Below are 26,628 nucleotides of genomic sequence, written 5' to 3'. Positions count from 1 at the left end.
TCATCGGCCACCGGCGCTGGAATCCACCGACGATGTGCCGTAGAACGCGCGCACGGCATCGACCAGCCGCGTGCGTTCGAATTCGGGATGCAGCCGGTACCGCACCAGGTGCTCGCCCACGAACAGCAGCGCCACCATCACGGGGCACAGCACGTTCGAGAACAGCGACCAGTCGGAAAACGGCCGGGTGAAATAGAGGGCGATCGACGCCACCACCACCAGCGCGAAGAACGCGGTCCAGATGCGCGTCAGTTGCGTGGTGTAGGCCAGCATGTGTCCCTTCAGCGGGTGCACGCGCTGCGCGAACTGGGTGATCAGCGGCAGGCCGTGGCCGCGCAGCGTGGAGCCGAACCAACCGCACAGCGCGGTATTGATCGCCACGTGCTGCATCACGTACAGGCGGTTCGGGTCGCCGGCCTCACCGAGGAAGACGAGCGCGAAGCCGCCCACGCCCAGCGCGGCCGCGGCGGCAAAGCCCCACCGGCCGAACCAGCTCGCGGCAAATCCCATGGCGGCCAGCCAGAGCGGGCCGAGCAACACCACCACCGCCCAGGGCGCCGTGGGGTGGAACACCGTCATCCAGTGAGAGAGGCCGGCATAAGCCACCCCTACCACCAGCAGGAGTGCTATTCGCCATCGAGACATGGGATCAGGTAGCGGCGCGATGCTGGGCGACGTGGGTCGCGAGCGTGCGCAGCGACTGGAAGATCTGCTGGTTGCGCTCATCGTCCGAGCGCAGCTGGAAGCCGTAGCGGCGCGACACTTCGAGCGCCACTTCGAGGATGTCGATCGAGTCGAGTCCCAGGCCTTCGCCGTAGAGCGGGTCGGTCGGCACGATGTCTTCGGGCGCGACTTCGAGATTGAGCGCGTTCACGAGCAACACGGCCAGCTCTTTTTCAATCGGCGACTGTTCGGATGCGTCGCCAGAGGCGGGAATGGGGGGCTGAGCAGTCGATGACAAAAAAACCTCCTGAAACTTTTTCCTGAACTACCGTGCGGCCGTGGATTATAGGAGTGCCGCTTGATTAGACTGCCCCTTTCGCTACGACCCGGAGCCCCCCATGGCCGACCCACTTCCGATCGCACGGCATGACGCCATCGAGTGCGCCCTGCTTCCCGGCCTGGCCAACCGCCACGGCCTGATCACCGGGGCCACCGGCACCGGCAAGACAGTCACCCTCCAGACCATCGCAGAGAAGCTCTCGGGCATCGGTGTGCCGGTGTTCATGGCCGACGTCAAGGGCGACCTGACCGGCATCAGCCAGAAGGGTGCCATCGGCGGCAAGCTGGCCGCCACGCTGAAGGAACGCGGCATCGAGGCGCCCGAGCCCGCGGCCTGTCCCGTCACGCTGTGGGACGTGTTCGGCGACCAGGGCCACCCGGTGCGCGCCACGGTGTCCGACATGGGCCCGCTGCTGCTGGGCCGCATGCTCGACGTGAACGAAACCCAGGCCGGCGTGCTGAACCTGGTGTTCAAGATCGCCGACGACAACGGCCTGCTGCTGCTCGACCTGAAAGACCTGCGCGCCATGCTGCAGTACGTGGGCGAGAACGCGAGCCAGTTCACCACGCAGTACGGCAACATCAGCGCCGCCAGCGTGGGCGCCATCCAGCGCGGCCTGCTGCAGATCGAGACCCAGGGCGGCGACAAGTTCTTCGGCGAGCCGATGCTCAACATCGCCGACTTCATGCAGACCGAGGGCGGCAAGGGTGTCATCAACATCCTGGCGGCCGACAAGCTCATGAACTCGCCGCGGCTGTACGCCACCTTCCTGCTGTGGATGCTGTCGGAGCTGTTCGAGCAGTTGCCCGAAGTCGGCGACCCCGACCAGCCCAAGCTGGCCTTCTTCTTCGACGAGGCCCACCTGCTCTTCAACGAGGCGCCCAAGGCGCTGGTGGAACGCATCGAACTCGTGGTGCGCCTGGTGCGCTCCAAGGGCGTGGGCGTGTATTTCGTCACCCAGAACCCGCTGGACATTCCCGATTCCGTGCTGGCCCAGCTCGGCAACCGCGTGCAGCACGCGCTGCGCGCCTTCACGCCGCGCGACCAGAAGGCCGTGAAGGCGGCCGCCAGCACTATGCGCCAGAAGCCGGGGCTGGACATCGAGACCGCCATCACCGAGCTTGCCGTGGGCGAGGCGCTGGTGAGCTTGCTGGACGACAAGGGCCGCCCGAGCGTGACCGAGCGCGTGTTCGTGCTGCCGCCGGCCAGCCAGCTCGGCCCGATCACGCCCGACCAGCGCAAGGCGCTGATTGCCGGGTCGCTGGTCGCGGGCGTGTACGAGAAGACGGTCGACCGCGAATCGGCCTACGAAAAGCTCAAGGGCCGCGCCGACAGCGCGCCCGACGCGCCGCCCGCCACGCTGCCTGGTGGCAAGCCCGCTGCGGAGGCTTCGGGCTCCGGCATGGGCGGCATGCTCAACGACATGCTGTTCGGCACCACCGGCCCGCGCGGCGCCAAGCACGACGGCCTGGTGCAGACCATGGCCAAGTCGGCGGTGCGCACCATGGGCACCTCGGTGGGCAAGGAGATCCTGCGCGGCGTGCTGGGCGGGATCTTCGGCAGCAAGAAGCGCTGACCAGCTAGAAGCTGGAAGCCGGGGCTGCCTACCAGCGCAGCAGCCGCGGCCCCAGCACCGCGCCGGCCAGCACCGGCACCGCGATGCCGCTCACGTACCAGACCGCAAGAAACGGCGCGGTGAGCTCCATGCAGTGCAGCGCATAGACAGAAGCCCCCACCCCGCCGGCCAGCGCACCGGCCGCGGCGCCCGCCAATGCGGGCCGCGTGGGCGCCAGCCCCTTGAGCGCCACCAGCGTGGCCGCGAGCACCGGCAGCGCCATCAGCCCGATGCTGGCCGCGCAGATGCGCCACGACTGCCCCATCAGCGACGGCATGCGCTCGGCCATCGGCACGGTGAACCACGCGATCGCCGCGAGCACCCAGATGCCGAGCACCGGCAACGCCGCGCCCATCCAGGCATGGCGGGCCTCGACGCCCGGGCGCGCGAGCCGCTGCACCGCCACGTAGCCCGCCGCGGCAATGCACAGCGGAAACAGCACCTTGACCCAGAACATCGGCCAGAACATGGCCTGCACGATGTCGCGCCGCATGCCGTATTCGGCGAACAGGATCAGCAGCGACACCGGCACGCCGGCCAGCAGCGCCATGCGCAGGCGCCGGCTCGCGGCGCGGCGCGGCGCGGCCACGTCGCCGGTGGCGAGCATCGCGATGAGCTCGTCGGTCTTCATGCGGCTTCTCCCCAGCGGTTGCCGAAGCGGGCGGCCAGCGACTTCAGCCCGCGGTGGATGCCCACCTTCACGGCCGACTCCGACATGCCCGTGAGGCTCGCCGTCTCGGCCACCGACAGCCCCTCGATCTTCACGTGCACGATCGGCAAGCGCTGGCGCTCGGGCAGCGACTCGAGCAGCCCGCCGAGGTCGCGCCTGGCGTCGCTGGCCTCCTCGGCCGACGCGGCGAACACGGCCAGGTCGTCGTCCAGCGGGTCATGCAGGTCGTCGCGGACCGACTTGGCGCGCAGCAGGTCGATCATCTTGTAGCGCGCAATCGCGTGCACCCAGGCCGTCAGCGGCTGGTCGCTCTGGTAGGTGTGGCGCTGGTTGTGCATGGCGAGCAGGCATTCCTGGACGAGGTCTTCCACTTCATCGGGCCAGCCAAACAGGCGCTTGCCCAGAAAGGCGCGCAGGTGCGCGCTCAATTGCTGCAGGAACTCGCGGTAGGCCTTCGCGTCGCCGTCGAGGCCGCGAAGGAACAGGCTGCGCAGCGCCGCTTCCACGTCGCTCGAATTCGTCCTGCTGCCTATGGTGTTTCGTGCCATCCGGTCGGCCGGTTACAGCCTCGTCGAAAAATAGTCGTGCAGGATTGTGCCGCGAGCCACCGCACCCGCTCGGCCCGGCTCGCCACGACCCCACGCCCGCACTGAAATTCCATGGACGGAGCGGCCATGTCCGGCGGACCCGCCCGGCGCCGGAGGTGGCGCGAATCACGGCCTGGACGTCGTTCGCCGAGCCATCGGCCGCGCCCCGGACGCGGCGTTGTCCGTCCCCGCGCGGCTTGCAAGCCGCGCGGGCGGTCGGTACATTGCATTTTTTGAGGGCCACCAATGTCTGCCGACAGCACAACGATCCCTTCTTCTTCCCCCTCCTCGGCTGCTTCGACCGCCTCATCCGCTTCGACCGCCTCGTCCGCTCCGTCGCCCTTGTCATCCTTGCCGCTGGCAGAGCAAACGACGCCGCCCGGCCTCACGCCCCGCTTCCCCGTATCGCCGCTGGCCACCTCGCCGCTGGCCACCTCCCCGCTGGCGACCCCGCCGCTGCACGCCTCCTCGTCGACCGGCCACATCCGCCTGACCTCGCACGCCGGCGGCTTCGGCGCCCTGCCCATCCACTGGGGCGCCGCCACCGCCACCGAGCGCGGCCCCGTGGTCGGCACCACCACCAAGCGGGCGCACCGCAACGTGATCGGCACGCACAGCGGCTCGTACAGCGTCTACCGCGCGCTGGCCGTGGCGGCGGGCGCGCTCAAGCGCGAGCACAAGGCCGACCTCACCAACACCGCGCCCACCGACGTGATCGGCCCCTACCCGCAATGGAGCGAGCCCGGTCGCATCGTGTCGCTCGACCCGTGGGGCGCGCTGGTGGCCGACGTGTTCTCCACCGAGCTGGCGGCCGGCTACGACATCCGCCCGACCATCGCGATCACCAAGGCCCACGTGATCCTGCCCGAGGTGATCGAGGCGCTGCAAAGCGGCCGCCTCAAGGCCGACGGCCATTTCCTCACCGCCGGCGGCGCCGCCATGGTGACCAAGGCGGCCATCGAGCCCGTGTGGTACCTGCCCGAGGTAGCGCGCCGCTTCGGCTGCTCCGAGACCGACCTGCGCCGCACCCTGTTCGAGGAAACCGGTGGCATGTATCCCGAGCTGGTCACGCGCTCCGACCTCGAGGTGTTCCTGCCGCCCATCGGCGGGCAGACGCTCTACATCTTCGGCAACCCGCGCGACCTGGCCAATCCCGCGGTGGAGCTCACCGCGCGCATCCACGACGAGTGCAACGGCTCCGACGTGTTCGGCTCCGACATCTGCACCTGCCGGCCCTACCTCACGCACGCCATCGAGGAGTGCATCCAGGGCGCGCAGCGCGGCGGCGTGGGCCTCATCGCCTACTCGCGCAAGGAAGGCCGAGCGCTCGGCGAGGTGACCAAGTTCCTGGTCTACAACGCACGCAAGCGCCAGGTGGGCGGTGACACGGCCGACCAGTATTTCGCGCGCACCGAGTGCGTGGCCGGCGTGCAGGACATGCGCTTCCAGGAGCTGATGCCCGACGTCTTCCACTGGCTCGGCATCCAGAAGATCCATCGGCTCGTGTCGATGAGCAACCTGAAGTTCGACGCGATCACCGGCTCGGGCATCGAGATCGGCGAGCGCGTGAACATTCCCGACGAACTGATTCCGGCGGACGCCCGCGTCGAGATGGACGCGAAGATGGCCGCCGGCTACTTCACACCCGGCCCGGTGCCGGACGCCGACGAACTCAAGAAGGCCAAGGGCCGCGGACTCACCGAATGACCACCAGCCACAACACCGACCCCCATATGCCCGTCGACGGTTCCGGCAGCCTGCCGCCCGGCGGCGCGGGCAAGGTCGATCCGTCGATCGAATTCACCGTGGACGCCGGCCATGCCGCCGGCGCGGCCAGCCTGCTGCGCACCACCACCGCCGTCCGCCAACGCGCCGCGGCCTTGCTGGCACGCGCGCGCAACGGCGAATCGCAGTGGTTTCGCATCGGCGACGACAGCGCGCTGGAAGACGCCGCGCGCAACGTCGCCGAGGTCACGCGCGAGCGCTATCCGTGGGACACCATTCCGTACCACAGCCGCTGGCGCCACTTCGAGGCCGGCGGCGTCAACCGCCTCGAAGAACTCAACACCCTGCTCGGCGAACGCGACGCGCGCCAGCGCGCCCGCGCCCACATCGACCTGGTGCTGGTCAGCGTGCTGCTCGACGCCGGCGCCGGCCCCGACTGGCACTACACCGAGTCGGCCACCGGCGAACGCTTCACGCGCTCCGAAGGCCTGGGCGTGGCGAGCTACCACGCCTTCTGCGCCGGCCTCTTCTCCTCCAACCCCGACAACCCCTACCAGGTCGACGCGGCCGGCCTGCGCGGCCTGGTGGCCGACCGGCTCGGCGACGCCTTCCAGGTCAGCGAGGTGAACCCGCTGGTCGGCCTGGCGGGCCGCGCCACGCTGCTGCGGCGCCTGGGCGAGGCCATGAACGAGCAGCCCGAGACCTTCGGCGACGACGGGCGCCCCGGCAAGCTGTTCGACGCGCTGGTCGGCCCCTACGGCCCGGCCGCGCCGCCGACCGCGGAAATCACGGCGCACCAGATCCTGTCGCTGCTGCTGGAAACGCTGTCGCGCATCTGGCCGGCGGCCAATGCCGTGGACAGCATCGCGGCGGACGGCAGCGACAGCGCGGGCGGCATCGGCTCGGGCGACCCCGCGCTGGCGCTGGGCGACTGCTGGCGCCACAGCGCGGTGCGCGGCCCCGGGCTCACCAACGGGTGGATGCCGTTCCACAAGCTGTCGCAGTGGCTGACCTACTCGCTGCTCGAACCCTTCGAATGGGCCGGCGTGAAGGTGCGCCACCTCGACGCGCTCACCGCCTTGCCCGAGTACCGCAACGGCGGCCTGCTGATCGACAGCGGCGTGATCGTGCCAAAAGACCCGGCTTTTCTGGCCCGCCGCTGGAAGGTGGGCGACGAGTTCATCGTCGAATGGCGCGCGCTCACGGTGGCGCTGCTCGACGAGGTGGCGCCGCGCGTGCGCAAGGTGCTCGACCGCACCGAGGAAGAATTGCCGCTGGCCTGCGTGCTCGAAGGCGGCACCTGGGCGGCCGGCCGGGCGCTGGCGCAGCGCCTGCGCGACGGGGCGCCGCCCCTGTTGATCGAGAGCGACGGCACCGTCTTTTAGACTCTCGGGTTATCCCAGCAACGCCACACGCACAATTCCAATGAGCAACGTCCACCTCGTCAGCCACCCCCTCGTCCAGCACAAGCTCACGCTGATGCGCCGCAAGGACGCGTCCACCAACAGCTTCCGCCGGCTCCTCAACGAAATCAGCATGCTGATGGCCTACGAGGTCACGCGCGACATGCCGATGCAGGACATCGAGGTCGAGACCCCGCTGGAAACCATGCAGGCCAAGGTCATCGACGGCAAGAAGCTGGTGCTGGTGTCCATTCTTCGCGCCGGCACGGGCATCCTGGACGGCATGCTGACCGTGGTGCCCGGCGCGCGCGTCGGCCACATCGGCCTGTACCGCGACCCCAAGACGCTGACGGCCGTGGAGTACTACTTCAAGATGCCCGGCGAAATGGACAGCCGCGACGTGATCGTGGTCGACCCCATGCTGGCCACCGGCAACTCGGCCGTGGCCGCGGTCGAGCGCCTGAAGGAACTCAACCCCAAGTCGATCAAGTTCGTCTGCCTGCTGACCTGCCCCGAAGGCGTGAAGACCATGCAGACCGCGCACCCCGACGTGCCGATCTACACGGCCGCGATCGACCGCGAACTCGACAGCCACGGCTACATCCTGCCGGGCCTGGGCGACGCGGGCGACCGCATCTTCGGCACCAAGTAACGCTCGCACCCAGGCTCCGCGCACTTCGTGTCGCTTCTCCTTCCCCCTGCCGGGGGCAACACCCGAGGCCCGGCAGAGCCGGTTCCTCGGTGTTTCTGGAAGGGGTCCGTCCGGGAGCCTGGCAAGCGGGCATGGGGATTGCAGCGCGTATCTTTTGAATAAACCGAGGAGAAGCACCGTGACAGCACGCCGTCAATTGATCATTCGTTCCGTGGCCGTTGCCGCCGCACTTGCGGCCGGCGCCCCCGGCCTCGCGCTGGCGCAGGCCAAGCTGAAGGTGGCGGCGGTGTACACCGTGCCGTTCGAGCAGCAATGGGTGGGCCGCATCCACAAGGCGCTGAAGGCGGCCGAGGCGCGCGGCGAGATCGAATACAAGGCCACCGAGAACGTCAGCAACGCCGACTACGAACGCGTGATGCGCGAGTACGCCACGGCGGGCAACCAGCTGATCCTGGGCGAGGTGTTCGGCGTGGAAGCCGCGGCGCGCAAGGTGGCCAAGGACTTTCCCAAGGTCGCGTTCCTGATGGGCTCGTCGCTCAAGCCGCAGGCGCCCAATTTCAGCGTGTTCGACAACTACATCCAGGAACCGGCGTACCTGAGCGGCATGGTGGCCGGCGGCATGACCAAGAGCAACCGCATCGGCATGGTCGGCGGCTTCCCGATTCCCGAAGTCAACCGCCTGATGAACGCCTTCATGGCCGGCGCCAAGGAAACGAATCCGAAGGTGGAGTTCAGCGTGAGCTTCATCAACAGCTGGTTCGACCCGCCGAAGGCCAAGGAAGCGGCCTTCGCCATGATCGACAAGGGCGCGGACGTGATGTACGCCGAGCGCTTCGGCGTGTCCGACGCGGCCAAGGAAAAGGGCAAGCTCGCCATCGGCAACGTGATCGACACGCAGAGCCAGTACCCCGACACCGTGGTCGCCTCCGCGCTGTGGAACTTCGAGCCCGCGGCCGACCGTGCGATCAAGCTGGTGAAGGAAGGCAAGTTCGCGGCCGAAGACTACGGCGTGTACGCGCAGATGAAGCACAAGGGCTCCGAGCTGGCGCCGCTGGGCACCTTCGAGAAGAAGGTGCCCGCGGACATCGTTGCCAAGGTGAAGGCCAGGCAGGCCGACATCCTGGCCGGCAAGTTCACCGTGAAGGTGGACGACGGCCAGCCCAAATCCACCGCCAAGTAAAAAGCCGAGCCCCCGATGCCCATGAAACGTGCGCGATGGCAGATCGCCGGCCTTGCCGTGGCCGTTGCGGCGTTGACCATGGGACTGGCCGCGTGCCAGCGTGAGCCGCAGAGCGCACCAACGCCTGCCTCTGCGCCGGCGGCCGCGCCACCGGCAGCCCCGGCTTCTTCGGCCGCCGCGCCTCCCGCGGCCGCGGCCCCGGTCGGCATTCCCGCCGCCCTGCAGGAACGCGCCGACGCCCTGCTCGCCGCGCACCGCCAGATGATCGTGCTGATGACCGGCGAGCGCACGCTCGACGCGGCCGGCAAGCGCGCCATCGGTGCGGTCGGGCAGATGCTGTTCCACGACATGCAGGAGCGCCAGCGCGCGCTGATCGCCCAGGCCGGCGAGATGACCGACCCGGCCACCGTGCCGGCGCTGAACGCGCTGCTGGACCGCATCGAAAGCGAGCCGAGCTGGTTCGACGCCGACCGGCTGGCGTTCAAGGAATTCCTGGGCGAGCTGAGCACGCGCTACAGCCAGGCGCAGTCGCTGCCCGGCCTCAAGCTGGGCCGCCGCGCGAGCGAAGACCTGGCCGTGCTCGCCGAGATCGAGCAGGCCTACGACCGCGAGCTGAAGGACGTGTTCGGCCGCTTCGCGCAGCGCGGCATCGAGCCCAAGCGCGAGAAGTGGGCCGACTACGTGGCCAAGCTGCAGGCCCTGTACTCGCGCGAACAGATCCTGAAAGACTTCGGCACCATCGTTCCCTACACGCTGGCGCCCCAGTCCGCCGGCGGCGGCAAGGAAGCCAAGGAGAAGGAAGGCGCCGACACGCGCGAGATCTTCGGCACCTCGCTGCCGCCCAAGACCGTGGTGCTGACCTTCGACGACGGCCCGCACGCCAGGCACACCGACGAGATCCTCGAGATCCTGAAGCGCTACGACGCGCCAGGCATCTTCTTCGAGCTCGGCCAGAACCTGGGCAAGCTCGACGCGCAGGGCAAGGCCCAGCTCGGCGCCAACGGCGCGGTCGCCAAGCGCGTGCTGGCCGCCGGCCACACGCTGGCGAACCACAGCTTCAGCCACGGCATGATGGCCAAGATGACCGACGACGCGGTGCGCAACGAAGCCACCGAGACCGAGGCCCTGCTCGACGCCACGGGCCGGCCGCAGTCGACGCTGTTCCGCTTTCCCTACGGTGCGCGCAACGAGGCCAAGCTGACCACGGTCGAGGCGCTCAAGCTGCGCTCCATGCTGTGGACCGTCGACTCCATGGACTGGGCCGACCCCGTGCCCAAGTCGATCGCCGACCGCGTGCTGGCCGAGGTCGACAAGGCCAAGCGCGGCGTGATCCTGTTCCACGACATCCAGGGCCGCACCGTGCAGGCCCTGCCCACGGTGCTCGACCAGCTGGTGGCCGACGGCTACCGCTTCGCCACCTGGCGCGACGGCAAGTTCGTCGTCAACGCAGCCAAGCGCCCGGCGCCCGACGACGGCGTGGCCGCCACCGCCGGCGACACGCTCTACCGCGAGAGCCACGCGCTGGTGATCGGCATCGACAAGTACGCCCAATGGCCCGGCCTGCACCACGCGGTGACCGACGCCAAGGCGATGGAGCAGCAGCTCGTCACGCGCCTGGGCTTCAAGCCCGAGAACGTCACCGCGCTGTACGACGCCCAGGCCACGCGCGCCAACATCCTGCGGGTGCTCAACGACAAGCTCACCGACCCCAAGCGCGTGAAGCGCGACGACCGCGTGCTGGTGTTCTTCGCCGGCCACGGCAGCACCCGCAAGCTCGCGAGCGGGCGCGACGTGGGCTACATCGTGCCGGTCGACGCCACGTCCGACGACCTGGCCGCCGACGCCATCTCCATGCCGCAGCTGCAGGAAGTGGCCGAGGCGCTGTCGGCCAAGCACGTGCTCTTCATGATCGACGCCTGCTACTCGGGCCTGGGCCTCACGCGCGGCGGCGGGCCGCGCAGCAGCAAGAACTTCCTGAGCGACAACGCGCGCCGCATCGGCCGCCAGATGATCACCGCCGGCGGGGCCGACCAGCAGGTGGCCGACGACGGCCCCGGCGGCCATTCGGTCTTCACCTGGACGATGCTGCAGGCGCTGTCGGGCAAGGCCGACCTGAACGGCGACGGCGTCATCACCGGCACCGAGCTCGCGGCCTACGTGTCGCCCGCGGTCTCGGCCATCGCGCGGCAGACGCCGGCCTTCGGCAGCCTGCCGGGCTCCGAGGGCGGCGAGTTCGTGTTCGAGCTGCCCGCCGAGCGCGAAGGCCTGAGCGGCGACAGCCTGCAGCTCGACGCCGCGGCCAGCCAGGTCAACAAGCGCATCGACGAGGCCAACGAGCAGGCGGTGCACACGGCCGCGGTGCCCAAGGCCGGTGCAGCAGGCGCATCCGCTGCCGCCGCGCCCGCCATCGAGGTGGTCGTGAAGAACCTCGACGGCGCCGACGCCAAGCTCACCATGCCGGCCGCCGCGCCGCTGTCGCCGCGCGTGGCCGCCCAGCGCGCCAACGACCGCGGCCTGCAGCTGTACCGCGAGCGCCGCTACGACGAGGCCGAGGCCGCGTTCACCGAGGCCCTGAAGCTGCAGCCGCGCTTTGCGCTGGCGGCCAACAACCTCGGCTTCGTGTACTTCAAGCGCGGCAAGCCGGTCGAGGCCGCACGCTGGTTCGAACAGGCGATCGAGATGGACGGCAGCCGCGCGCTGGCCTACCTGAACCTGGGCGACGCCTACCTGCAGGCCGGCAACGACGCCAAGGCGCTGGCCGCGTACACCACCTTCGTCGGCCTGGCGCCGAAGCACCCGCGCATCGCGGCGCTGCAAGCCTGGATCGCCACGCCCGACGCCGCGCACCGCCCTCCACTACCGACCACCAACTCATGACGACATCGCTCCTGCTGGCGCACCCGCTCGCGCGCCTGCGCCGCCCGTTCCTTGCCGCCGCTCTGGGTCTTGCGCTCACCGCGCTCGCGGGCTGCGCCGGCGTCTACCGGTCCGGCGGCACCAGCATCAACAGCAGCACGCGGCTGGACGACACGCCCCGCATCGCGGTGATGTCGGCCTTCGAGCCCGAGCTGAAACTGCTGCTCACGCGCCTGCAAGGCCCGGCCAAGCACAGCGTGAACGGCGTGGAGTTCACCACCGGCACGCTCGAAGGCAAGCCCGTGGTGCTGTTTCTCTCGGGCATCAGCATGACCAACGCGACCATGAACACGCAGCTGGTGCTCAACCGCTTCCGCGTCACGAACATCGTGTTCAGCGGCATCGCGGGCGGCGTGAACCCGCAGCTGCACGTGGGCGACGTGACGGTGCCGGCGCAGTGGGGCCAGTACCTCGAAGTATTGATGGCGCGCGAAACCGCGCCGGGCAAGTTCGCCGCGCCGCCCTTCATCACCGATGCCACGCTGCCCAACTTCGGCATGATGTTCCCGCGGCCGGTCGAGGTGCGCTCGGCCGCGAAGCCCGAGATCGCGCGCAAGTTCTGGTTCGAGGCCGACCCGAGGATGCTCGAGGTGGCGCGCGGCATTAGCAACGTCGAGCTGGCCAATTGCGGCGCCGGCAAGTGCCTGCCGCGCAAGCCGCAGCTGGTGGTGGGCGGCAACGGCGTGTCGGGCCAGGCCTTCATGGACAACAAGGCCTACCGCGAATACACCTACAAGACCTTCCAGGCCAACGTGCTCGACATGGAAACCGCCGCCGTGGGCATGGTCGCCTACAGCAACGGCGTGCCCTACATCGCCTTCCGCTCGCTCAGCGACCTCGCGGGCGGCGGCGACGGCGAGAACGAGATGGGCACCTTCATGAGCATCGCGGCGGACAACTCGGCCAAGGTCATGCTGGCCTTCCTCGCCGCTTGGAAGTGACGACGGCCCACGTCCCCGGTACCCGCGACATCCGCGACACCCGCGACACTGGCGACATCCGCCACGCCCGCCAAGCCATGCCCGTGCGCCTCGTCCTGCTCCCGGGCATGGACGGCACGGGCGATCTGTTCGAACCCCTGCGCGAAGCCATGGGCGCGCACGCGCCGGTGGACGTGGTGCGCTACTCCGGCACCGAGCGGCTGGGCTACAGCGAGCTCGAACCGCTGGTGCGCGCGCACCTCGCGCGGTTGCCCGAGGGCGAGCCCTTCGTGCTGCTGGGCGAGTCGTTCTCGGGGCCGCTGGCCATCTCCATCGCGGCCTCGCCGCCGCCGGGCCTGCGTGGGCTCATCCTGTGCTGCAGCTTCGCGCGGCCGCCCAGCCCCGGGCTGGCGCTGATGCGCGGCGGGCTGATCGACCTGCTGATGACGCTGCTGCACGCGCCGCAGATGGCCGGGCCGGTGCGCCGCATGCTGCTGGGCCGCTTCGCCACGCCGCGGCTGGCGGTGCTGCTGCAGGCCTCCATGCGCAAGGTGTCGGGCGCCGTCATGACGCACCGCATGAAGGAAGTGCAGCGCGTGAACGTGGTCGACAAGCTCGCCCAGGTGCGCGTACCCTCGATGTACCTGCAGGCCATGCAGGACCGCGTGGTGCCCGCGCAGGCGGCGCGTGTCATCCAGCGCGTGCTGGCCGACCTGCGCGTGGTGCGCCTGGAAGGCCCGCACGGCCTGCTGCAGGCGGCGCCCGACGCCACCGCGCGGGCCATCGAAAACTTTTGCCGCGAGCTCGGGGAACCCGTGCCCGCTTCGACATGAACTCCACCGTGCTCCGGCTCGCGGGCATCACCAAGCGCTTCGGCAGCCTGGTGGCCAACGACGCCATCTCCCTCGACCTGCAGGCCGGCGAAGTGCTCGCGCTGCTGGGCGAAAACGGCGCCGGCAAATCGACGCTGATGTCGATCCTGTTCGGCCACTACGTCGCCGACGAAGGCCGCATCGAGGTCTTCGGCGCGCCGCTGCCCGCGGGCAACCCCAAGGCCGCGCTGGCGGCCGGCGTGGGCATGGTGCACCAGCACTTCACGCTGGCCGACAACCTCAGCGTGCTCGACAACGTGATGATGGGCACCGAACCGCTGTGGCGCGCGGTGTCGCGCCGCGCCGCCGCGCGCGAGCGGCTGCTGGAAGTGGCGCAGCGCTTCGGCCTGCCGGTGCAGCCCGACGCGAAGATCGGCAGCCTGTCGGTCGGCGAGCGCCAGCGCGTGGAAATCCTCAAGGCGCTGTACCGCGGCGCGCGCATCCTGATCCTCGACGAGCCCACGGCCGTGCTCACGCCGCAGGAAAGCGAGGCGCTGTTCGCCACGCTCGCGCAGATGGTGGCGCAGGGCCTGTCGGTGATCTTCATCAGCCACAAGCTCGGCGAGGTGCTGCGCGTGTCGCACCGCGTGGCCGTGCTGCGCGGCGGCAAGCTGGTGGCCGAGGCGCGCACCGCCGACACCACGCAGGCGCAGCTCGCCCTGTGGATGGTCGGGCATGCGGTCGAGGCGCCACAGCGGCGGCCGGCGAAATCGGTGGGCGACGCGGTGTGCGTGCTCGACCATGTGAGCACCACGCCCGGCAAGGACGGCGGGCAGGACCGGCTGCGCGAGGTGTCGCTGACGCTGCGCGCGGGCGAGATCACGGCCATCGCCGGCGTCTCGGGCAACGGGCAGGTGGCGCTGGCCGAGCTGCTGTGCGGCACGCGCCGCGCCACAGCAGGCTCTGCGCAGCTCATGGGCCGCCCGCTGCCGCCCTCGCCCGCCCGGCTGGTGCAGCGCGGCGTGGCGCGCATTCCGGAAGACCGGCATGCGGTCGGCGTGGTCGGCGACCTGCCGGTGTGGGAGAACGCGGTGTCCGAGCGGCTGCGCAGCCCGGTGTTCTCGCGCTGGTCGTTCTTCGTGAAGCGCGCCGCCGCCCGCCTGCATGCGCGGCGCATCGAAAAGGCATTCGACGTGCGCGGCGCCGGCCTGATGGCGCCGGCCCGTTCGCTCTCCGGCGGGAACATGCAGAAACTGATCCTGGGGCGTGCCCTGCTGGCGCCCGAGCTGCCTGAACAGGCCAGGGGCGACGACAACAAGAAGTACCCGAACCGCGCGCCGCGCCTCATCGTCGCGCACCAGCCGACCTGGGGCCTGGACATCGGCGCGGTCGCCTATGTGCAGCAGCAACTCATTGCCGCGCGCGACGCCGGCGCGGCGGTGCTGGTGATTTCCGACGACCTCGACGAAGTGCTCGCGCTCGGCGACCGGGTGGCCGTGATGCACGGCGGCCACCTCGGCGAAGCGCGCCCCGCCGCGGCCTGGACCCGCGAAGCCATCGGCCTGGCCATGGCGGGTGCCGCGGCGTCTCAACCCCGGAAGGCCGCCCCATGATGCGGCTCGAACGACGCCACGAAACCTCGCGCGCCGCGCTGGTGCTGGCACCCATCGGCGCCATCGTCTTCACCATGGCGGTCAGCGCGCTGCTGGTGATGTGGGCCGGCGCGCCGGTCGGCCGCACCTACGCGCTGCTGCTGCAGGGCGGCTTCGGCTCGGTGTTCGCGTGGAGCGAAACGCTGACCCGCGCCATTCCGCTGATCCTCACCGGGCTGGCCGCCACCGTCGCCTTCAAGGCGCGGCTGTTCAACATCGGCGCCGAAGGCCAGCTCTACGCGGGCGCCCTGGCCGCCGTCGCCGTGGGCGGCATGCATGGCGGCACGGGCTTCGAGCTGTCGCCCTGGCTGCTGTTCCCGCTGATGATGCTGGCCGCCGCGGTGGCCGGCGCGCTGATGCTGCTGGGCCCCGCGCTCATGAAGAACAAGCTCGGCGTCGACGAGGTCGTGACCACGCTGCTGTTCAACTTCATCGTGCTGCTGGGCGTGTCGGCGCTGCTCGACGGGCCGATGAAAGACCCGAGCGCCATGGGCTGGCCGCAGAGCGTGTCGCTGCAGTCCGACCTGGAGCTGGGCAAGCTCATCGCGCAGACGCGCGTGCACACCGGGCTCCTGTGGGCGGTGTCGCTCGCGGTGATGGTGTGGGCCGTCTTCAAGTACACGGTGCTCGGTTTCGACATCCGCGCCGTGGGCGCCAACGCGCGCGCCGCGGCCTTCGCGGGCGTGCCGGTGACGCGCACCGTGGTCATGGTGGCGCTGCTGTCGGGCGCGCTGGCCGGGCTGGCGGGCGCCATCGAGGTGGCGGGCCGCACCAGCTACGTCACGCTCGACATGTCGCCGGGCTACGGCTACACGGGCATCGTCATCGCGATGCTGGCCGGGCTGCATCCGCTGGGCGTGATCGCGGCCGGCGTGTTCGTGGCCGGCGTGCTGGTCGGCGCCGACACCATGAGCCGCGCGGTCGGCGTGCCGACGTACATCGCCGACGTGATCGTCGCGGCCTCGCTGATCGCGGTGCTGGTGGCGACGCTGCTGACGCAATACCGCGTGCGGGTGAAGAAATGACAAGCGCTTTTGCCTCTTCTGCCTTGCCACTTCCCCTCCCGGGGGAAGGCTGGGATGGGGGCACGCGGCCTTCGAAGCTGCGCGGCGGTGGAAGCCGCCAGCCCCCACCCAAACCCTCCCCCGGAAGGGGAGGGAGAAATACCGCATGACCGACTTCCTCGACATCCTCGCCAACCCCGCCTTCTGGGTCGCGGTGCTGCGCATCGCCACGCCGCTCATCCTCGGCACGCTCGGCGTGCTGCTGTGCGAGCGCGCGGGCGTGCTCAACCTCGGCATCGAGGGGATCATGGTCGCGGGCGCCTTCACCGGCTGGCTCGCGGTGTATGCCGGCGCGCCGCTGTGGGCGGGCGTGGGCGTGGCCGCGCTCACCGGCATGGTGTTCGGCCTGCTGCATGCCTTCCTGACCGTCGGGCTCGCGCTCTCGCAGCACGTGTCCGGCCTGGGCATCACCCTGCTGGCCACCGCGCTCAGCTACTTCGGCTACCGCGTGAGCTTTCCGAAGGTGAATACACCGCCGACCATCACGCCCTTCGCGCCGATGGACTGGCTGCCCGTTCCCATCCTGAGCGCGCAGACCGCGCTCACCCTCTTCGCGCTGCTGCTGGTGCCCGTGGTCGGCTGGGTGCTGTACCGCACGCCGCTGGGCCTGGCGCTGCGCATGGCCGGCGAGAACCCGCAGGCCGCGGAAAGCCAGGGCGTGTCGGTCGCGGCCACACGCACCGGCGCCATCGTCGCGGGCTCGGCGCTGATGGGCATGGCGGGCTCGTTCCTCACGCTGTCGGCGTTCAACGCTTTCTTCTTCAACATGGTGAACGGCCGCGGCTGGATCTGCGTGGCGCTGGTCGTGTTCGCCTCGTGGCGGCCCGGCAAGGCCCTGCTCGGCGCGCTGCTGTTCGCCTTCTTCGACGCGCTGCAACTGCGGCTGCAACAATCGGGCGACGCCGTGCTGCCCTACCAGCTGTACCTGATGCTGCCGTACCTGCTGTCGATCCTGGCGCTGGTGCTGGTGGCGCGCAAGGCCAGCTACCCGCAGGCACTGATGAAGCCCTACCGCAAGGGAGAACGCTGACGATGACCATGACCTCCACCGCGCGCGGCGCCCTGCTCGCCGCCTCGCTGGCGCTGTGCGGCGCGAACGCGCAGGCGCTCGGCGCCGACTACAGCTACGAGACCTTCAAGACGCCCGACGCCGTGAGCTGGGTGCAGCTGTGCGGCACCTGGGGCAAGGACCACCACGGCACCTACCGCGTGGTGCATGCCGACCAGTACGCGCAGTCGTTCCTCTACGTGCAGTGGATGACGCGCGACGCCAACGGCAGCCTGCATGCCGAGCACACGGTCGCGGTCGCGGAGCTCGACAACGACCATGCGGAGATCGCGCTGAGCGACCTCACCTGCCGCGCCACGCCGCGCGGCATCGTGGTGACGGCCAAGGCCGACTCGGGGCACGACGACAAGCTGCGCCGCGTCACGATCGAAGTCGGTCCGGCGCCGGGACAGTACCGCTTCCGGCCGCAGCGCACGCGCTGAACCCCGGCGGGCCAGCGCCGAACGAACACCGTCCGCCCCACGATCACAAAGACCCACGATGCTCGACCTCCTCATCACCAACGCCACCCTCCCCGACGGCCGCACCGGCATGTCGATCGCCGTGCAGGGCGGGCGCATCGCCGAAGTCACCGAGGGCCTTGCCGCACCCGCGCACGAGACGCTCGACGCGCAGGGCCTGCTGCTCTCGCCGCATTTCGTCGACCCGCATTTCCACATGGACGCCACGCTGAGCTACGGCCTGCCGCGCGTCAACCAGAGCGGCACGCTGCTCGAAGGCATTGCGCTGTGGGGCGAGCTGAAGCCGTTGCTCACGGCAGAGGCGCTCATCGAGCGCGCGCTGGCGTACTGCGACTGGGCGGTGGCCAAGGGCTTGCTCGCGGTGCGCACGCACGTGGACACCAGCGACCCGAGCCTGCTCGCCGTCGATGCGCTGCTGGAGGTCAAGCGCCAGGTGGCGCCCTACCTCGACCTGCAGCTGGTCGCGTTCCCGCAGGACGGCGTGCTGCGCTCGCCGGGCGGTGTCGCCAACATCGAACGCGCTCTCGACAAGGGCGTGGACGTGGTCGGCGGCATTCCGCATTTCGAGCGCACCATGGCCGACGGCGCGGCCAGCGTGAAGCTGCTGTGCGAAATGGCGGCCGGGCGCGGCAAGCTGGTCGACATGCACTGCGACGAGTCGGACGACCCGCTGTCGCGCCACATCGAGACGCTGGCGTTCGAGGCGCAGCGCCTGGGCCTGCAGGGCCGCGTGACGGGCTCGCACTGCACGTCGATGCACTCGATGGACAACTACTACGTGAGCAAGCTGCTGCCGCTCATCGCGCAAAGCGGCGTGGCGGTCATTGCCAACCCGCTCATCAACATCACGCTGCAGGGCCGCCACGACACCTACCCCAAGCGCCGCGGCATGACGCGCGTGCCCGAGCTGATGGCCGCCGGCGTGAACGTGGCGTTCGGCCACGACTGCGTGATGGACCCGTGGTACGGCATGGGCTCGGGCGACATGCTCGAAGTGGCGCACATGGGCCTGCACGTGGCGCAGATGACCAGCCAGGCCGGCATTCGCCAGTGCTTCGAGGCGGTGACCACGAACGCCGCGCGCGTGATGCACCTGGAAGGCTATGGCCTCGCGGCGGGCTGCGAGGCGAGCTTCGTGCTGCTGCAGGCGCGCGACCCGGTCGAGGCGATCCGCCTGCGCGCCACGCGGCTCAAGGTGTTCCGCAAGGGCAAGCTGCTGGCGCAAACACCCGCGGCCACCGCGAGCCTGCACATCGCCGGCCGCGGCGATTCGACCAGCTGGATGACGCCCCGGCGCTGAGCTGGACAACACGCCGGCGCCAGGCCCGGGTCAGTCGTCTTCCGCGGCCGCCGGCGCGGTGTTGCCGAGCAGCGCCGCCTCGATCTTGCGCACCTCGCGGCGCAGCTCGCGCGCCATGTCGTCGCAGCGGTCGGCGCCGAGCCGCCCCGAGATGGCCGCGATGCTGATCGCGCCCACCGGGTTGTTCTTGGGGAACGCGATGCCGATGGCGCCCGTGCCGGGCGTCACCACGCTGTCGATGAAGGCGTAGCCCCGCGCCCGGCCCTGCGCCACGGCCTCGCGCAGGAAGTCGGCCGTGAACGAGGCGAACTTCTCGTACCGATGGCCGTTGGCCTGGATGATGGCTTCGGCCTCCGCCTCGGGCATGGCGCACAGCATCGACAGGCCGCCCGCGCCCACGCCCAACGGGCGGCGGATGCCGATGTCCAGCGGCATCGCCTTGATCGGAAAGTCGCCCAGCGCGCGGTTGGTGCACACCGCCTCCATGCCGCTGCGCTCGCTGAGGTACAGCGTGTCCTGCGTGAGGTCGGCCAGCCGGTGCAGCGCGCCGTCGCACAGCTCGCTGAGCCGGTAGCGCGGCCGCGCGAGCAGGCCCAGCTCGTACAGCAGCGGCCCCAGAAAGTACTTGCGCGTGGCCACGTCGCGATCGACCAGCCCTTCGATTTCCAGCCGCGTGAGCATGCGCGCGCAGGTCGACTGCGGCAGCCCGCTGGTCGCCGCGATTTCGCCGATGCGCATGCCCCGCCGCCCGCGGGACGCCACAACGCGGAGCATGCCGACCACCCGCTCGATGCTCTGCGTGCCGGTGCGTGCGTTCTCACCTTGTGGCGATTCTTTTCCTGCCATGTCTGCCCTTCCGGTTTTGTCTCCTAGGTGTCGCTTTATATTGCATCCACATTGTGGATATTTAAGGGTTATCCTCATCCGGGGCAAAAGGCCGGCTCATCTGTAATTCATGGGAAGCGACAACACACGTCGCCACATTGTGGATACACAAGGAATGCAGATGCCCCAAACGATGACCGAGAAAATCCTGGCCCGCGTGGCCGGACGCCCCAGCGTTCGCGCCGGCGAGGAAGTGCTGGCCCGTCCCGATTTCGTGATCGCCTACGACTTCCCCGGCTACACCGACGTGTTCTTCAAGGAAGCCAAGGAGGAGTTCGGCGTGGACAAGGTGCCCAGCCCCGAGCGCTTCGTGCTCTTCATCGACCACATGGTCCCGGCCACGGCGCCCAAGGAAGAAGAGCTGCACAAGGTCACCCGTGCCTGGGGCAAGGAACAGGGCGTGCCGGTGCACGAGCGCGAAGGCATCGGCCACCAGGTGTCGGCCGAGCTGGGCTACGCCACGCCGGGCGCGTTCGCGGTGCACTTCGACGGCCACGTGAGCCAGCTCGGCGCCTTCGGCACGCTGGCGATGGGCGCGCGCAAGAGCGTGCTCGAGACCTTCGTGAGCGAGACCATGGCGCTCACCGTGCCCGGCACGGTGAAGATCGAGCTCACCGGCACGCTGCAGCCCGGCGTGATGGCGCGCGACGTGTTCCACCACATGGTGCGCGTGCTGGGCCCGTCGTCGTGCCGCTTCAAGGTGGTCGAGCTGTGCGGGCCGGTCATCGACGAGATGAGCATCGAAGGCCGCCAGACCATCTGCGGTCAGGCCATGTTCCTGGGCGCGACCACCATGCTGATCGCCCCCGACGCCAGGACGCTGGCATACGCCGAAGGCCGCTCGAAGATCGTGCTCGACCCGGTCTACCCCGACGCCGACGCCGTGTACGACCGCGAAGTGACCATCGACGTGAGCGCGCTCACCCCCATCGTGGTGGCGCCGCCCAGCCCCGCCAACACGCGCGACCTGTCCGAATACGCGGGCCTGGAAGTGCACACCGGCTACCTCGGCTCCTGCGCCAGCGGCCGGCTCGAAGACCTGCGCGCCGCGGCCGACGTGCTGCGCGGGCGCCGCATCAAGCCGGGCTTCCAGCTGCACGTGGTGCCGACCTCGCAGGCCATCATGTCGCAGGCCGCCAAGGAGGGCCTGATTTCCACGCTGGTGGACGCCGGCGCCTTCATCAGCTCGTCGAGCTGCGACTACTGCTACGGCCGCATCGCGACCATGACCGACGGCCAGCGCGCCGTGTCGACCGGCACGCTGAACACCCCGGGCCGCATGGGCAGCGCCGATTCGGAAATCTTCATCTGCAACGCGGCGGTGGTGGCGGCCTCCGCGCTCGAAGGCTGCATTGCCGACCCCCGCCCGTACCTGGCCGAAGCTGCCGAAGCCAAAGCCAAGGCCTCCCGCGCCCTCGAAGGGAGCGCCGCATGAGCATGTCCAACCTGCAAGGCCGCGCGGCCTGGGTCTTCAAGGAAGACGACTTCGACATCGACCTGATCGTCGGCATCAAGAACATCAAGATCACCGACATCCACGAGCTGGCGGCCGTCACCATGACGAGCTACGACCCCGACTTTGCCAAGTCCGTGAAGAAGGGCGACCTGCTCGTGGGCGGCCACAACTTCGGCTACGGCCACCCGCACTACCCCGCGATGCGCGCCATGCGCCACCTGGGCGTGGCCGGCGTGATTGCCGAGTCGTTCTCGCCGGGCTTCTTCCGCGGCGAGATCAGCATGGGCTTTCCGCTGGTCACCTGCCCCGGCATCCGCGAGATCGCCACGCGCTGGGACGAGCTGAAGGTCGACTGGGAGGCCAGCACCGTCACGAACGTCGGCAGCGGCAGGCAGTTGCCGTTCGAGCGGCTGTCGTCGGTGGAGCGCGGCACGCTGGAGGCCGGCGGCTTCATTCCGTACCTGAAGGCACGGCTGGCGAAGCAAGGCGAAGCATCGCCGGCCGCACCGTCTGCGGCCTGAGCCCGGAGCACACCGCATGCTCCAGATGATCGTGAGCGGCGTCGCCCTGGGCGCCATCTACGGGCTGATCGCCCTGGGCATCGTGATGGTGTTCAAGGCGACCGGCATTCTCAACTTCGCGCACGGCGAGGCGGCCATGCTCTCGGCCTTCACCGCCTGCACGCTGGTGCGCCTGGGCCTGCCGATGTGGGCCGTGGTGCCCATCGTGCTGCTGTTCGGCGCGGCGCTCGGCATGCTGATCGAGCGCTTCATCATTCGCCGCTTCATCGGCAAGGCGCTGCTGTCGTCGGCCATCTGCACGCTGGGCCTGTTCCTGATCTTCGGCGACCTCGCCATCTGGATCTGGGGCAAGGACACGCAGGAGCTGCCCAGCGTGTTCCCGGCCGCGCCCATCGACCTGGGCGGCGTGATCGTCTCGGGCATCGACCTGGGCATCGTGGGCGTGTGCGCGGCGCTGGCCGGCGCGCTGTTCGCGTTCTTCCGCTTCACGCGGCTGGGCATCGCCATGCAGGCGACCATGGAGAACCCCACGGCCGCGCGGCTCATGGGCATTCCCATCAAGCGCATCTACTCGCTGGCCTGGGCGCTGTCGCACGTGATCGCGGCGGCCGCGGGCCTGCTGATCGCGCCGCTGACCTTCGTGCACTTCTCGATGATGCAGAGCGCCCTGCACTTCGCCTTCGCGGCGGCCGTGCTCGGCGGCATCGGCAGCATGCCCGGCGCGCTGCTGGGCGGCGTGATCATCGGCGTGACCTCCAACCTCACCGGCGCCTACCTGTCCTCCGAATGGAAGGACGCGGTGCCCTTCATCGTGATGCTGGCCATCCTGATCCTGCGCCCGCACGGGCTGCTGGCGCGGCGCCAGGTCAAGAAAGTCTGAGGCAAGCTCCATGACTCGCATCTTCGATTCGCGGCCCTGGCTGGCGCCGCTCGCCTTCATCCTGCTGTTCGTGCTCGCACCGCTCATTCCGGGCGGCTACGTGCTCTACATCTTCACGCTGGTGCTGATCTACACGCTCGCGTCCTTCGGCACCAACATCCTGACGGGCTACACCAACCTGATCTCGATGGCCGGCGCCGTGTTCTTCGGCATCGGCGCCTACGGCAGCGCGATTCTCACGACGCACTTCGGCGTGCCGCTGGTGCTGTCGATGCTCATCGCGGCGGCCATTGCCACCGTGGTGGGCGTGCTGCTGGCGCTGCCGGTGCTGCGGCTGGAGGAAGTGTTCCTGGCCATCGCCACGCTGGGCTTCGTGATGATCTCGGTGGAGATCGCCAAGTCCGGCGGCGAGCTCACGGGCGGCGAGAACGGCATGGGCGCGCCCGGCCCGACGCTCCTGGGCTTCGCGCTGGACGAGCGGGCCTACCACCTGTTCGTGGCCGTGGTGCTGGGTGCCGCGCTGTGGATTGCGCGCAACCTCTCGCAGAGCCACTTCGGACGCGGCTTCCTGGCGCTCAAGGGCAGCGAGACCGCCTCGCGCGCGCTGGGCCTGAATGCCACCAAGCTCAAGCTCATTGCCTTCGGCGTGTGCGCGTTCTACACGGGCCTCTCGGGCGCGCTGTATGCGCCGGTGGTGCGCTTCATCGATCCGTCGCTGTTCAACATCATGGTGTCGATCAGCTTCGTGTCGATGGTGATCGTGGGCGGGCTGGGTTCGATCATGGGCTCGGTGCTGGGGGCGGTGTTCGTCATCGGCGCGCCGCAGCTGCTCACCTACTTCGGCTTCGACCAGTTCCAGCGCGCGCTGTACGGCGTGGCGATGATCCTGGCGCTGATGTTCCTGCCCGACGGGCTGGCCAGCCTGCTCAAGCGCAAGAAGCTGCCGGGCGCGGATGCGGCCTCGGGTGCGGCATCGGGTGCGACATCGGGTTCGGAGGTGCCGCGATGAGGGCACTGATCGACGGCGCCCCCGTCGCCACCCGCGCGCAAGCCCCGGCCGGCACGGCCCCGCTGCTGTCGCTGCAGGACGTGCGCATGAGCTTCGGCGGCATCGTTGCCGTGCAGGACGTCGGCTTCGACGTGATGCCCGGCACCGTGCACGCGCTGATCGGGCCGAACGGCGCGGGCAAGACCACGATGCTCAACTGCATCAGCCGCTTCTACACGCCGCAGAAGGGCGCGATGCGCCTGCGCACGGCCCACGGCGAGCACGACCTGCTCAAGTGCAAGGCGCACCAGATCTCGCGCCTGGGAATTGCGCGCACCTTCCAGAACCTGGAGCTGTTCGCGGAGCTCACGGTGTTCGACAACGTGCTCATCGCGCGCTCGGGCGCCATGCGCTGCACGCTGGCCGAGGCACTGCTGCGGCTGCCGCGCCAGCGCCGCGAAGAGCGCGAGCAGCGCGAGCGCACGCAGCAGATCATCGACAGCCTGAAGCTGGGCGCGCATGCCCACACGCTGGTGCGCGACCTGCCCTACGGCACGCAGAAGCTGGTGGAGCTGGCGCGCGCCATGGCGCTGGAGCCGGTGCTGATGCTGCTCGACGAGCCGGCCGCCGGCATGAACAACCGCGAGATCGACGCGCTGGGCGACACGCTGCGCCGGCTGCAGCAGGCCACGGGCGCGACGCTGCTGCTCATCGAGCACAGCATGCCGCTGGTGATGTCGATCTCCGACACCATCACCGTGATGCACAACGGCGCCTTCCTGGCGCAGGGCTCGCCGCGCGAGATCGAACAGAACCCGGCCGTGGTCGAGGCCTATCTCGGAGGAGGCAAGAGTGGCAAACGCCGTTGAAGACAGCAAGCGCGGAGAACCGCTGCTGCGCGTGGACAACCTGGGCGCCGCCTACGGCAAGATCCGCGCGCTGCACGGCGTGTCGATCGAGGTGCCGGCGGCCGGCATCGTGTGCGTGCTGGGCGCCAACGGCGCGGGCAAGACCACGCTGATGCGCGCGCTCTCGGGCCTGCTGCCGGTGTCCGGCGGCACCGCGGTGTTCGACGGGCGCAGCATCGCCAACGTGCCAGCCGAACAGCTGGTGCGCCGCGGCGTGGTGCATGTGCCGCAGGGCCGCATGGTGTTCGCGCAGCTCTCCGTGAAGGAGAACCTGGTGCTCGGCGGCTACACCCGCCCGGCCGGCGAGGTGCGCGAGGACATCGACCGCGTGCTGGGCTACTTTCCGCGGCTGAAGGAGCGCATCACCTCGCGCGCGGGCACGCTGTCGGGCGGCGAGCAGCAGATGCTGGCGATTGCGCGCGGCCTGCTCGCCAAGCCCCGCCTGCTGATGCTCGACGAGCCCTCGATGGGCGTGGCGCCCATCATGAAGGACGCCATTTTCTCGACGCTGCGCGACATCCGCGACCGCGAGCGGCTCACGCTGCTGATCGTGGAGCAGGACGCCGACATCGCGCTCGACATTTCCGACGAGGGCTACGTCATCGAGACCGGCCGCGTCGTCATGCACGGGCCGGCCGCCGAGCTGGCCGGCAACGAGGACATCCGCCGCGCCTACCTTGGCGGCTGAGGCGGCTGAGCCCAAGCAGATTTTTTCCCCACACCAATGACAGGAGACAGACCCATGACCCACCCCGCTTCGCGCCGTACCGTGCTCGCCGCCGGCGCCGCCCTGCTGTGCGCCGCCGCACTGCCGACCCTGGCCTTCGCCTTCGAGAACAAGGCCGAGGGCGTGCTCGACAAGGAGATCGTGCTCGGCTCGTCGCAGCCGATGTCGGGCACGCTGGCCTACATGGGCAAGGCGGTGGACGAAGGCATCCGCACCTACTTCGACATGGTGAACGAACAGGGCGGCGTGAACGGCCGCAAGATCAAGCTCATCACCTACGACGACGAGCTCAAGCCCGCGAAGTCGGTGGCCAACGCCAAGCTGCTGGTGGAGCGCGACAACGTGCTGGCGATGGTGGGCAACATCGGCCACGCCACCAACATCAGCGCCTACGAGTACAGCTCGACCCGCAAGGTGCCGACCATCGGCGCGCTGAGCATCTCCGACCTGACCTCCACGCCGCCGCGCGAGCTGCTGTACGTGCTGCCCTCGCCGCAGTCGACCGAGACGGCCGCCTACATCGACTACGCGGTGGAGAAGCTCAAGGCGAAGAAGATCGCCATGCTTTACCAGAACGACGGCTGGGGCAAGCCGGCCTACGACATCGCGTCCAAGCAACTGGAGAAGCACGGCCTGAAGCTGGTGGAGGCGCAGAGCTTCGAGCGCTTTGCCACCGACATCACCTCGCAGGTGTTCAAGCTCAAGCAGGCCGAGCCCGACGTGGTGATCGTCTATGCGCTGGGCCAGGAGGCCGTGCTGTTCTTCCGCGGCGCGGAAAAGCTGGGCTGGAAGCCGACCGTGTTCGGCGCGGGCGGCCTGAACGACCCGAAGTTCGTCGAGCTGCTGGGCAAGAGCCCGGCCAAGCTGTATGTGGGCTCGTACTACGACGCGGTGGAAGGCGACAACCCGGTCATCAAGGACTTCTTCGCGCGCTACACCAAGCTGTACCCGAAGTCGGCCCCCTCCTCCACGGCGCTCATGGGCTACTCGGCCGCGGCGGTGACGGTCGAGGCGCTCAAGCGCGCGGGCAACGAGCCCAGCCGCACCAAGGTGGTGGCCGCGCTGGACGGCATGACCGGCTTCGACCAGAAGATCGGCCCGAAGATTTCGTTCCAGCCGCTGAGCGCCGGCGGCTATGCGCGCCGCGGCCAGACCGGCGTGGCGCTGATGGAACTCAAGGACCAGAAGTTCGTGTCGCTCGGCGGGTACATCGACCCGGTGAAGCGTTGATTCC

25 protein-coding genes are annotated in these 26,628 nt (G+C 69.5%); 20 read left to right on the top strand and 5 right to left on the bottom strand.

All coding sequences use genetic code 11. The annotated features are described in order from the left end of the window. Together BM013_RS00560 and BM013_RS00555 are read right to left on the bottom strand one after the other, a co-directional pair. The gene (locus tag BM013_RS00560; RefSeq protein ID WP_093121498.1) at positions 1-645 is read right to left on the bottom strand and encodes a COG4648 family protein; all 645 of its coding nucleotides are present in this window, start codon (positions 643-645) and stop codon (positions 1-3) included. A 4-nt stretch (positions 646-649) separates the two neighbouring features. Further along, positions 650-961, bottom strand: coding sequence for a phosphopantetheine-binding protein (locus BM013_RS00555; protein ID WP_093121496.1), 312 nt, complete (start codon positions 959-961; stop codon positions 650-652). Between the two features lie 100 nt (positions 962-1,061). Between BM013_RS00555 and BM013_RS00550 the strand changes: the two genes are divergently transcribed. Beyond that, positions 1,062-2,579 (top strand): helicase HerA-like domain-containing protein, encoded by a 1,518-nt coding sequence (locus BM013_RS00550; RefSeq protein ID WP_093121494.1) that lies wholly within the window; start codon positions 1,062-1,064, stop codon positions 2,577-2,579. A 28-nt stretch (positions 2,580-2,607) separates the two neighbouring features. On the opposite strand, the gene BM013_RS00545 is transcribed toward BM013_RS00550, so the two are convergent. Continuing rightward, a complete protein-coding gene (locus BM013_RS00545) occupies positions 2,608-3,249 on the bottom strand; it encodes an NrsF family protein (protein WP_093121491.1) in 642 nt (213 codons plus the stop codon). Further along, positions 3,246-3,836 carry a sigma-70 family RNA polymerase sigma factor gene (locus tag BM013_RS00540; protein ID WP_177206500.1) on the bottom strand — a complete coding sequence of 197 codons (591 nt, stop codon included), beginning with the start codon at positions 3,834-3,836 and terminating at the stop codon, positions 3,246-3,248. Before BM013_RS00540 ends, BM013_RS00545 begins: the two co-directional genes overlap by 4 nt. A gap of 465 nt (positions 3,837-4,301) precedes the next feature. Between BM013_RS00540 and BM013_RS00535 the strand changes: the two genes are divergently transcribed. The 12 genes from BM013_RS00535 to BM013_RS00480 all read left to right on the top strand — a co-directional run bounded on the left by BM013_RS00535 (position 4,302) and on the right by BM013_RS00480 (position 19,029). Beyond that, positions 4,302-5,582 carry a GTP cyclohydrolase II gene (locus BM013_RS00535; protein WP_218153633.1) on the top strand — a complete coding sequence of 427 codons (1,281 nt, stop codon included), beginning with the start codon at positions 4,302-4,304 and terminating at the stop codon, positions 5,580-5,582. Continuing rightward, a complete protein-coding gene (locus tag BM013_RS00530) occupies positions 5,579-6,985 on the top strand; it encodes a URC4/urg3 family protein (protein ID WP_093121488.1) in 1,407 nt (468 codons plus the stop codon). The genes BM013_RS00535 and BM013_RS00530 overlap by 4 nt, the downstream gene beginning before the upstream one ends. Positions 6,986-7,025: 40 nt before the next feature. Next, the gene (gene upp / locus BM013_RS00525) at positions 7,026-7,655 is read left to right on the top strand and encodes a uracil phosphoribosyltransferase (protein WP_093121486.1); all 630 of its coding nucleotides are present in this window, start codon (positions 7,026-7,028) and stop codon (positions 7,653-7,655) included. A 178-nt stretch (positions 7,656-7,833) separates the two neighbouring features. Further along, complete coding sequence (locus BM013_RS00520; RefSeq protein ID WP_093121483.1) at positions 7,834-8,835, top strand: BMP family protein; 1,002 nt, start codon at positions 7,834-7,836, stop codon at positions 8,833-8,835. 15 nt (positions 8,836-8,850) lie between these two features. Continuing rightward, the gene (locus tag BM013_RS00515; protein ID WP_093121480.1) at positions 8,851-11,712 is read left to right on the top strand and encodes a polysaccharide deacetylase family protein; all 2,862 of its coding nucleotides are present in this window, start codon (positions 8,851-8,853) and stop codon (positions 11,710-11,712) included. Further along, complete coding sequence (locus BM013_RS00510) at positions 11,709-12,692, top strand: 5'-methylthioadenosine/S-adenosylhomocysteine nucleosidase (RefSeq protein WP_177225394.1); 984 nt, start codon at positions 11,709-11,711, stop codon at positions 12,690-12,692. The genes BM013_RS00515 and BM013_RS00510 overlap by 4 nt, the downstream gene beginning before the upstream one ends. Before the next feature lie 77 nt (positions 12,693-12,769). Beyond that, positions 12,770-13,504, top strand: coding sequence for an alpha/beta fold hydrolase (locus tag BM013_RS00505; protein WP_093121476.1), 735 nt, complete (start codon positions 12,770-12,772; stop codon positions 13,502-13,504). Next, a complete protein-coding gene (locus BM013_RS00500; protein ID WP_093121473.1) occupies positions 13,501-15,096 on the top strand; it encodes an ABC transporter ATP-binding protein in 1,596 nt (531 codons plus the stop codon). Before BM013_RS00505 ends, BM013_RS00500 begins: the two co-directional genes overlap by 4 nt. Next, entirely contained in the window at positions 15,096-16,160 is a 1,065-nt protein-coding gene (locus tag BM013_RS00495) for an ABC transporter permease (protein WP_177225419.1), read from the top strand. Before BM013_RS00500 ends, BM013_RS00495 begins: the two co-directional genes overlap by 1 nt. Before the next feature lie 145 nt (positions 16,161-16,305). Beyond that, a complete protein-coding gene (locus tag BM013_RS00490) occupies positions 16,306-17,229 on the top strand; it encodes an ABC transporter permease (protein ID WP_093121468.1) in 924 nt (307 codons plus the stop codon). Positions 17,230-17,237: 8 nt separating this feature from the next. Next, entirely contained in the window at positions 17,238-17,690 is a 453-nt protein-coding gene (locus tag BM013_RS00485) for a hypothetical protein (RefSeq protein WP_093123243.1), read from the top strand. A 58-nt stretch (positions 17,691-17,748) separates the two neighbouring features. Further along, a complete protein-coding gene (locus BM013_RS00480; protein WP_093121465.1) occupies positions 17,749-19,029 on the top strand; it encodes an amidohydrolase family protein in 1,281 nt (426 codons plus the stop codon). A gap of 30 nt (positions 19,030-19,059) precedes the next feature. Here the strand turns inward: BM013_RS00480 and BM013_RS00475 are convergent, their stop codons facing one another. Beyond that, entirely contained in the window at positions 19,060-19,875 is an 816-nt protein-coding gene (locus BM013_RS00475) for an IclR family transcriptional regulator (RefSeq protein WP_093121463.1), read from the bottom strand. Positions 19,876-20,047: 172 nt separating this feature from the next. Between BM013_RS00475 and BM013_RS00470 the strand changes: the two genes are divergently transcribed. Genes BM013_RS00470 through BM013_RS00440 form a run of 7 tightly spaced genes read left to right on the top strand, consistent with a single transcriptional unit; the run spans position 20,048 to position 26,624 of the window. Further along, positions 20,048-21,349 carry a 3-isopropylmalate dehydratase large subunit gene (locus tag BM013_RS00470; RefSeq protein WP_256221328.1) on the top strand — a complete coding sequence of 434 codons (1,302 nt, stop codon included), beginning with the start codon at positions 20,048-20,050 and terminating at the stop codon, positions 21,347-21,349. Next, positions 21,346-21,891 (top strand): LeuD/DmdB family oxidoreductase small subunit, encoded by a 546-nt coding sequence (locus tag BM013_RS00465; RefSeq protein WP_093121458.1) that lies wholly within the window; start codon positions 21,346-21,348, stop codon positions 21,889-21,891. Before BM013_RS00470 ends, BM013_RS00465 begins: the two co-directional genes overlap by 4 nt. A gap of 16 nt (positions 21,892-21,907) precedes the next feature. Next, the gene (locus BM013_RS00460) at positions 21,908-22,771 is read left to right on the top strand and encodes a branched-chain amino acid ABC transporter permease (protein WP_093121456.1); all 864 of its coding nucleotides are present in this window, start codon (positions 21,908-21,910) and stop codon (positions 22,769-22,771) included. A gap of 10 nt (positions 22,772-22,781) precedes the next feature. Next, positions 22,782-23,780: a branched-chain amino acid ABC transporter permease gene (locus BM013_RS00455; protein ID WP_093121453.1), complete on the top strand. Its 999-nt coding sequence runs from the start codon at positions 22,782-22,784 to the stop codon at positions 23,778-23,780. Beyond that, positions 23,777-24,628, top strand: a complete 852-nt coding sequence (locus BM013_RS00450) for an ABC transporter ATP-binding protein (RefSeq protein WP_093121451.1) — start codon at positions 23,777-23,779, stop codon at positions 24,626-24,628. Before BM013_RS00455 ends, BM013_RS00450 begins: the two co-directional genes overlap by 4 nt. Further along, positions 24,612-25,355: an ABC transporter ATP-binding protein gene (locus BM013_RS00445; RefSeq protein ID WP_093121449.1), complete on the top strand. Its 744-nt coding sequence runs from the start codon at positions 24,612-24,614 to the stop codon at positions 25,353-25,355. Before BM013_RS00450 ends, BM013_RS00445 begins: the two co-directional genes overlap by 17 nt. Positions 25,356-25,409: 54 nt before the next feature. Continuing rightward, positions 25,410-26,624, top strand: a complete 1,215-nt coding sequence (locus BM013_RS00440; protein ID WP_093121445.1) for an ABC transporter substrate-binding protein — start codon at positions 25,410-25,412, stop codon at positions 26,622-26,624. The last annotated feature ends 4 nt before the right edge of the window (positions 26,625-26,628 follow it).

Source organism: Variovorax sp. OK605 (assembly GCF_900115445.1).
In the GTDB taxonomy this organism is placed as follows: Bacteria; Pseudomonadota; Gammaproteobacteria; order Burkholderiales; family Burkholderiaceae_C; genus Variovorax.
Note: the sequence above shows the minus strand (reverse complement) of the source record. Positions and strands in the feature narration are given on the sequence as shown.

What these genes read in the sequence shown, in the direction of transcription:
- BM013_RS00500 (WP_093121473.1), top strand. Translation starts at nt 13,501, where the DNA reads ATGAACTCCACCGTGCTCCGGCTCGCGGGCATCACCAAGCGCTTCGGC.
- BM013_RS00440 (WP_093121445.1), top strand. Translation starts at nt 25,410, where the DNA reads ATGACCCACCCCGCTTCGCGCCGTACCGTGCTCGCCGCCGGCGCCGCC.
- BM013_RS00560 (WP_093121498.1), bottom strand. Translation starts at nt 645, where the DNA reads ATGTCTCGATGGCGAATAGCACTCCTGCTGGTGGTAGGGGTGGCTTAT.
- BM013_RS00545 (WP_093121491.1), bottom strand. Translation starts at nt 3,249, where the DNA reads ATGAAGACCGACGAGCTCATCGCGATGCTCGCCACCGGCGACGTGGCC.
- upp (WP_093121486.1), top strand. Translation starts at nt 7,026, where the DNA reads ATGAGCAACGTCCACCTCGTCAGCCACCCCCTCGTCCAGCACAAGCTC.
- BM013_RS00550 (WP_093121494.1), top strand. Translation starts at nt 1,062, where the DNA reads ATGGCCGACCCACTTCCGATCGCACGGCATGACGCCATCGAGTGCGCC.
- BM013_RS00540 (WP_177206500.1), bottom strand. Translation starts at nt 3,836, where the DNA reads ATGGCACGAAACACCATAGGCAGCAGGACGAATTCGAGCGACGTGGAA.
- BM013_RS00490 (WP_093121468.1), top strand. Translation starts at nt 16,306, where the DNA reads ATGACCGACTTCCTCGACATCCTCGCCAACCCCGCCTTCTGGGTCGCG.
- BM013_RS00515 (WP_093121480.1), top strand. Translation starts at nt 8,851, where the DNA reads ATGCCCATGAAACGTGCGCGATGGCAGATCGCCGGCCTTGCCGTGGCC.
- BM013_RS00495 (WP_177225419.1), top strand. Translation starts at nt 15,096, where the DNA reads ATGCGGCTCGAACGACGCCACGAAACCTCGCGCGCCGCGCTGGTGCTG.
- BM013_RS00450 (WP_093121451.1), top strand. Translation starts at nt 23,777, where the DNA reads ATGAGGGCACTGATCGACGGCGCCCCCGTCGCCACCCGCGCGCAAGCC.
- BM013_RS00510 (WP_177225394.1), top strand. Translation starts at nt 11,709, where the DNA reads ATGACGACATCGCTCCTGCTGGCGCACCCGCTCGCGCGCCTGCGCCGC.
- BM013_RS00480 (WP_093121465.1), top strand. Translation starts at nt 17,749, where the DNA reads ATGCTCGACCTCCTCATCACCAACGCCACCCTCCCCGACGGCCGCACC.
- BM013_RS00530 (WP_093121488.1), top strand. Translation starts at nt 5,579, where the DNA reads ATGACCACCAGCCACAACACCGACCCCCATATGCCCGTCGACGGTTCC.
- BM013_RS00475 (WP_093121463.1), bottom strand. Translation starts at nt 19,875, where the DNA reads ATGGCAGGAAAAGAATCGCCACAAGGTGAGAACGCACGCACCGGCACG.
- BM013_RS00455 (WP_093121453.1), top strand. Translation starts at nt 22,782, where the DNA reads ATGACTCGCATCTTCGATTCGCGGCCCTGGCTGGCGCCGCTCGCCTTC.
- BM013_RS00465 (WP_093121458.1), top strand. Translation starts at nt 21,346, where the DNA reads ATGAGCATGTCCAACCTGCAAGGCCGCGCGGCCTGGGTCTTCAAGGAA.
- BM013_RS00470 (WP_256221328.1), top strand. Translation starts at nt 20,048, where the DNA reads ATGACCGAGAAAATCCTGGCCCGCGTGGCCGGACGCCCCAGCGTTCGC.
- BM013_RS00460 (WP_093121456.1), top strand. Translation starts at nt 21,908, where the DNA reads ATGCTCCAGATGATCGTGAGCGGCGTCGCCCTGGGCGCCATCTACGGG.
- BM013_RS00505 (WP_093121476.1), top strand. Translation starts at nt 12,770, where the DNA reads ATGCCCGTGCGCCTCGTCCTGCTCCCGGGCATGGACGGCACGGGCGAT.
- BM013_RS00485 (WP_093123243.1), top strand. Translation starts at nt 17,238, where the DNA reads ATGACCTCCACCGCGCGCGGCGCCCTGCTCGCCGCCTCGCTGGCGCTG.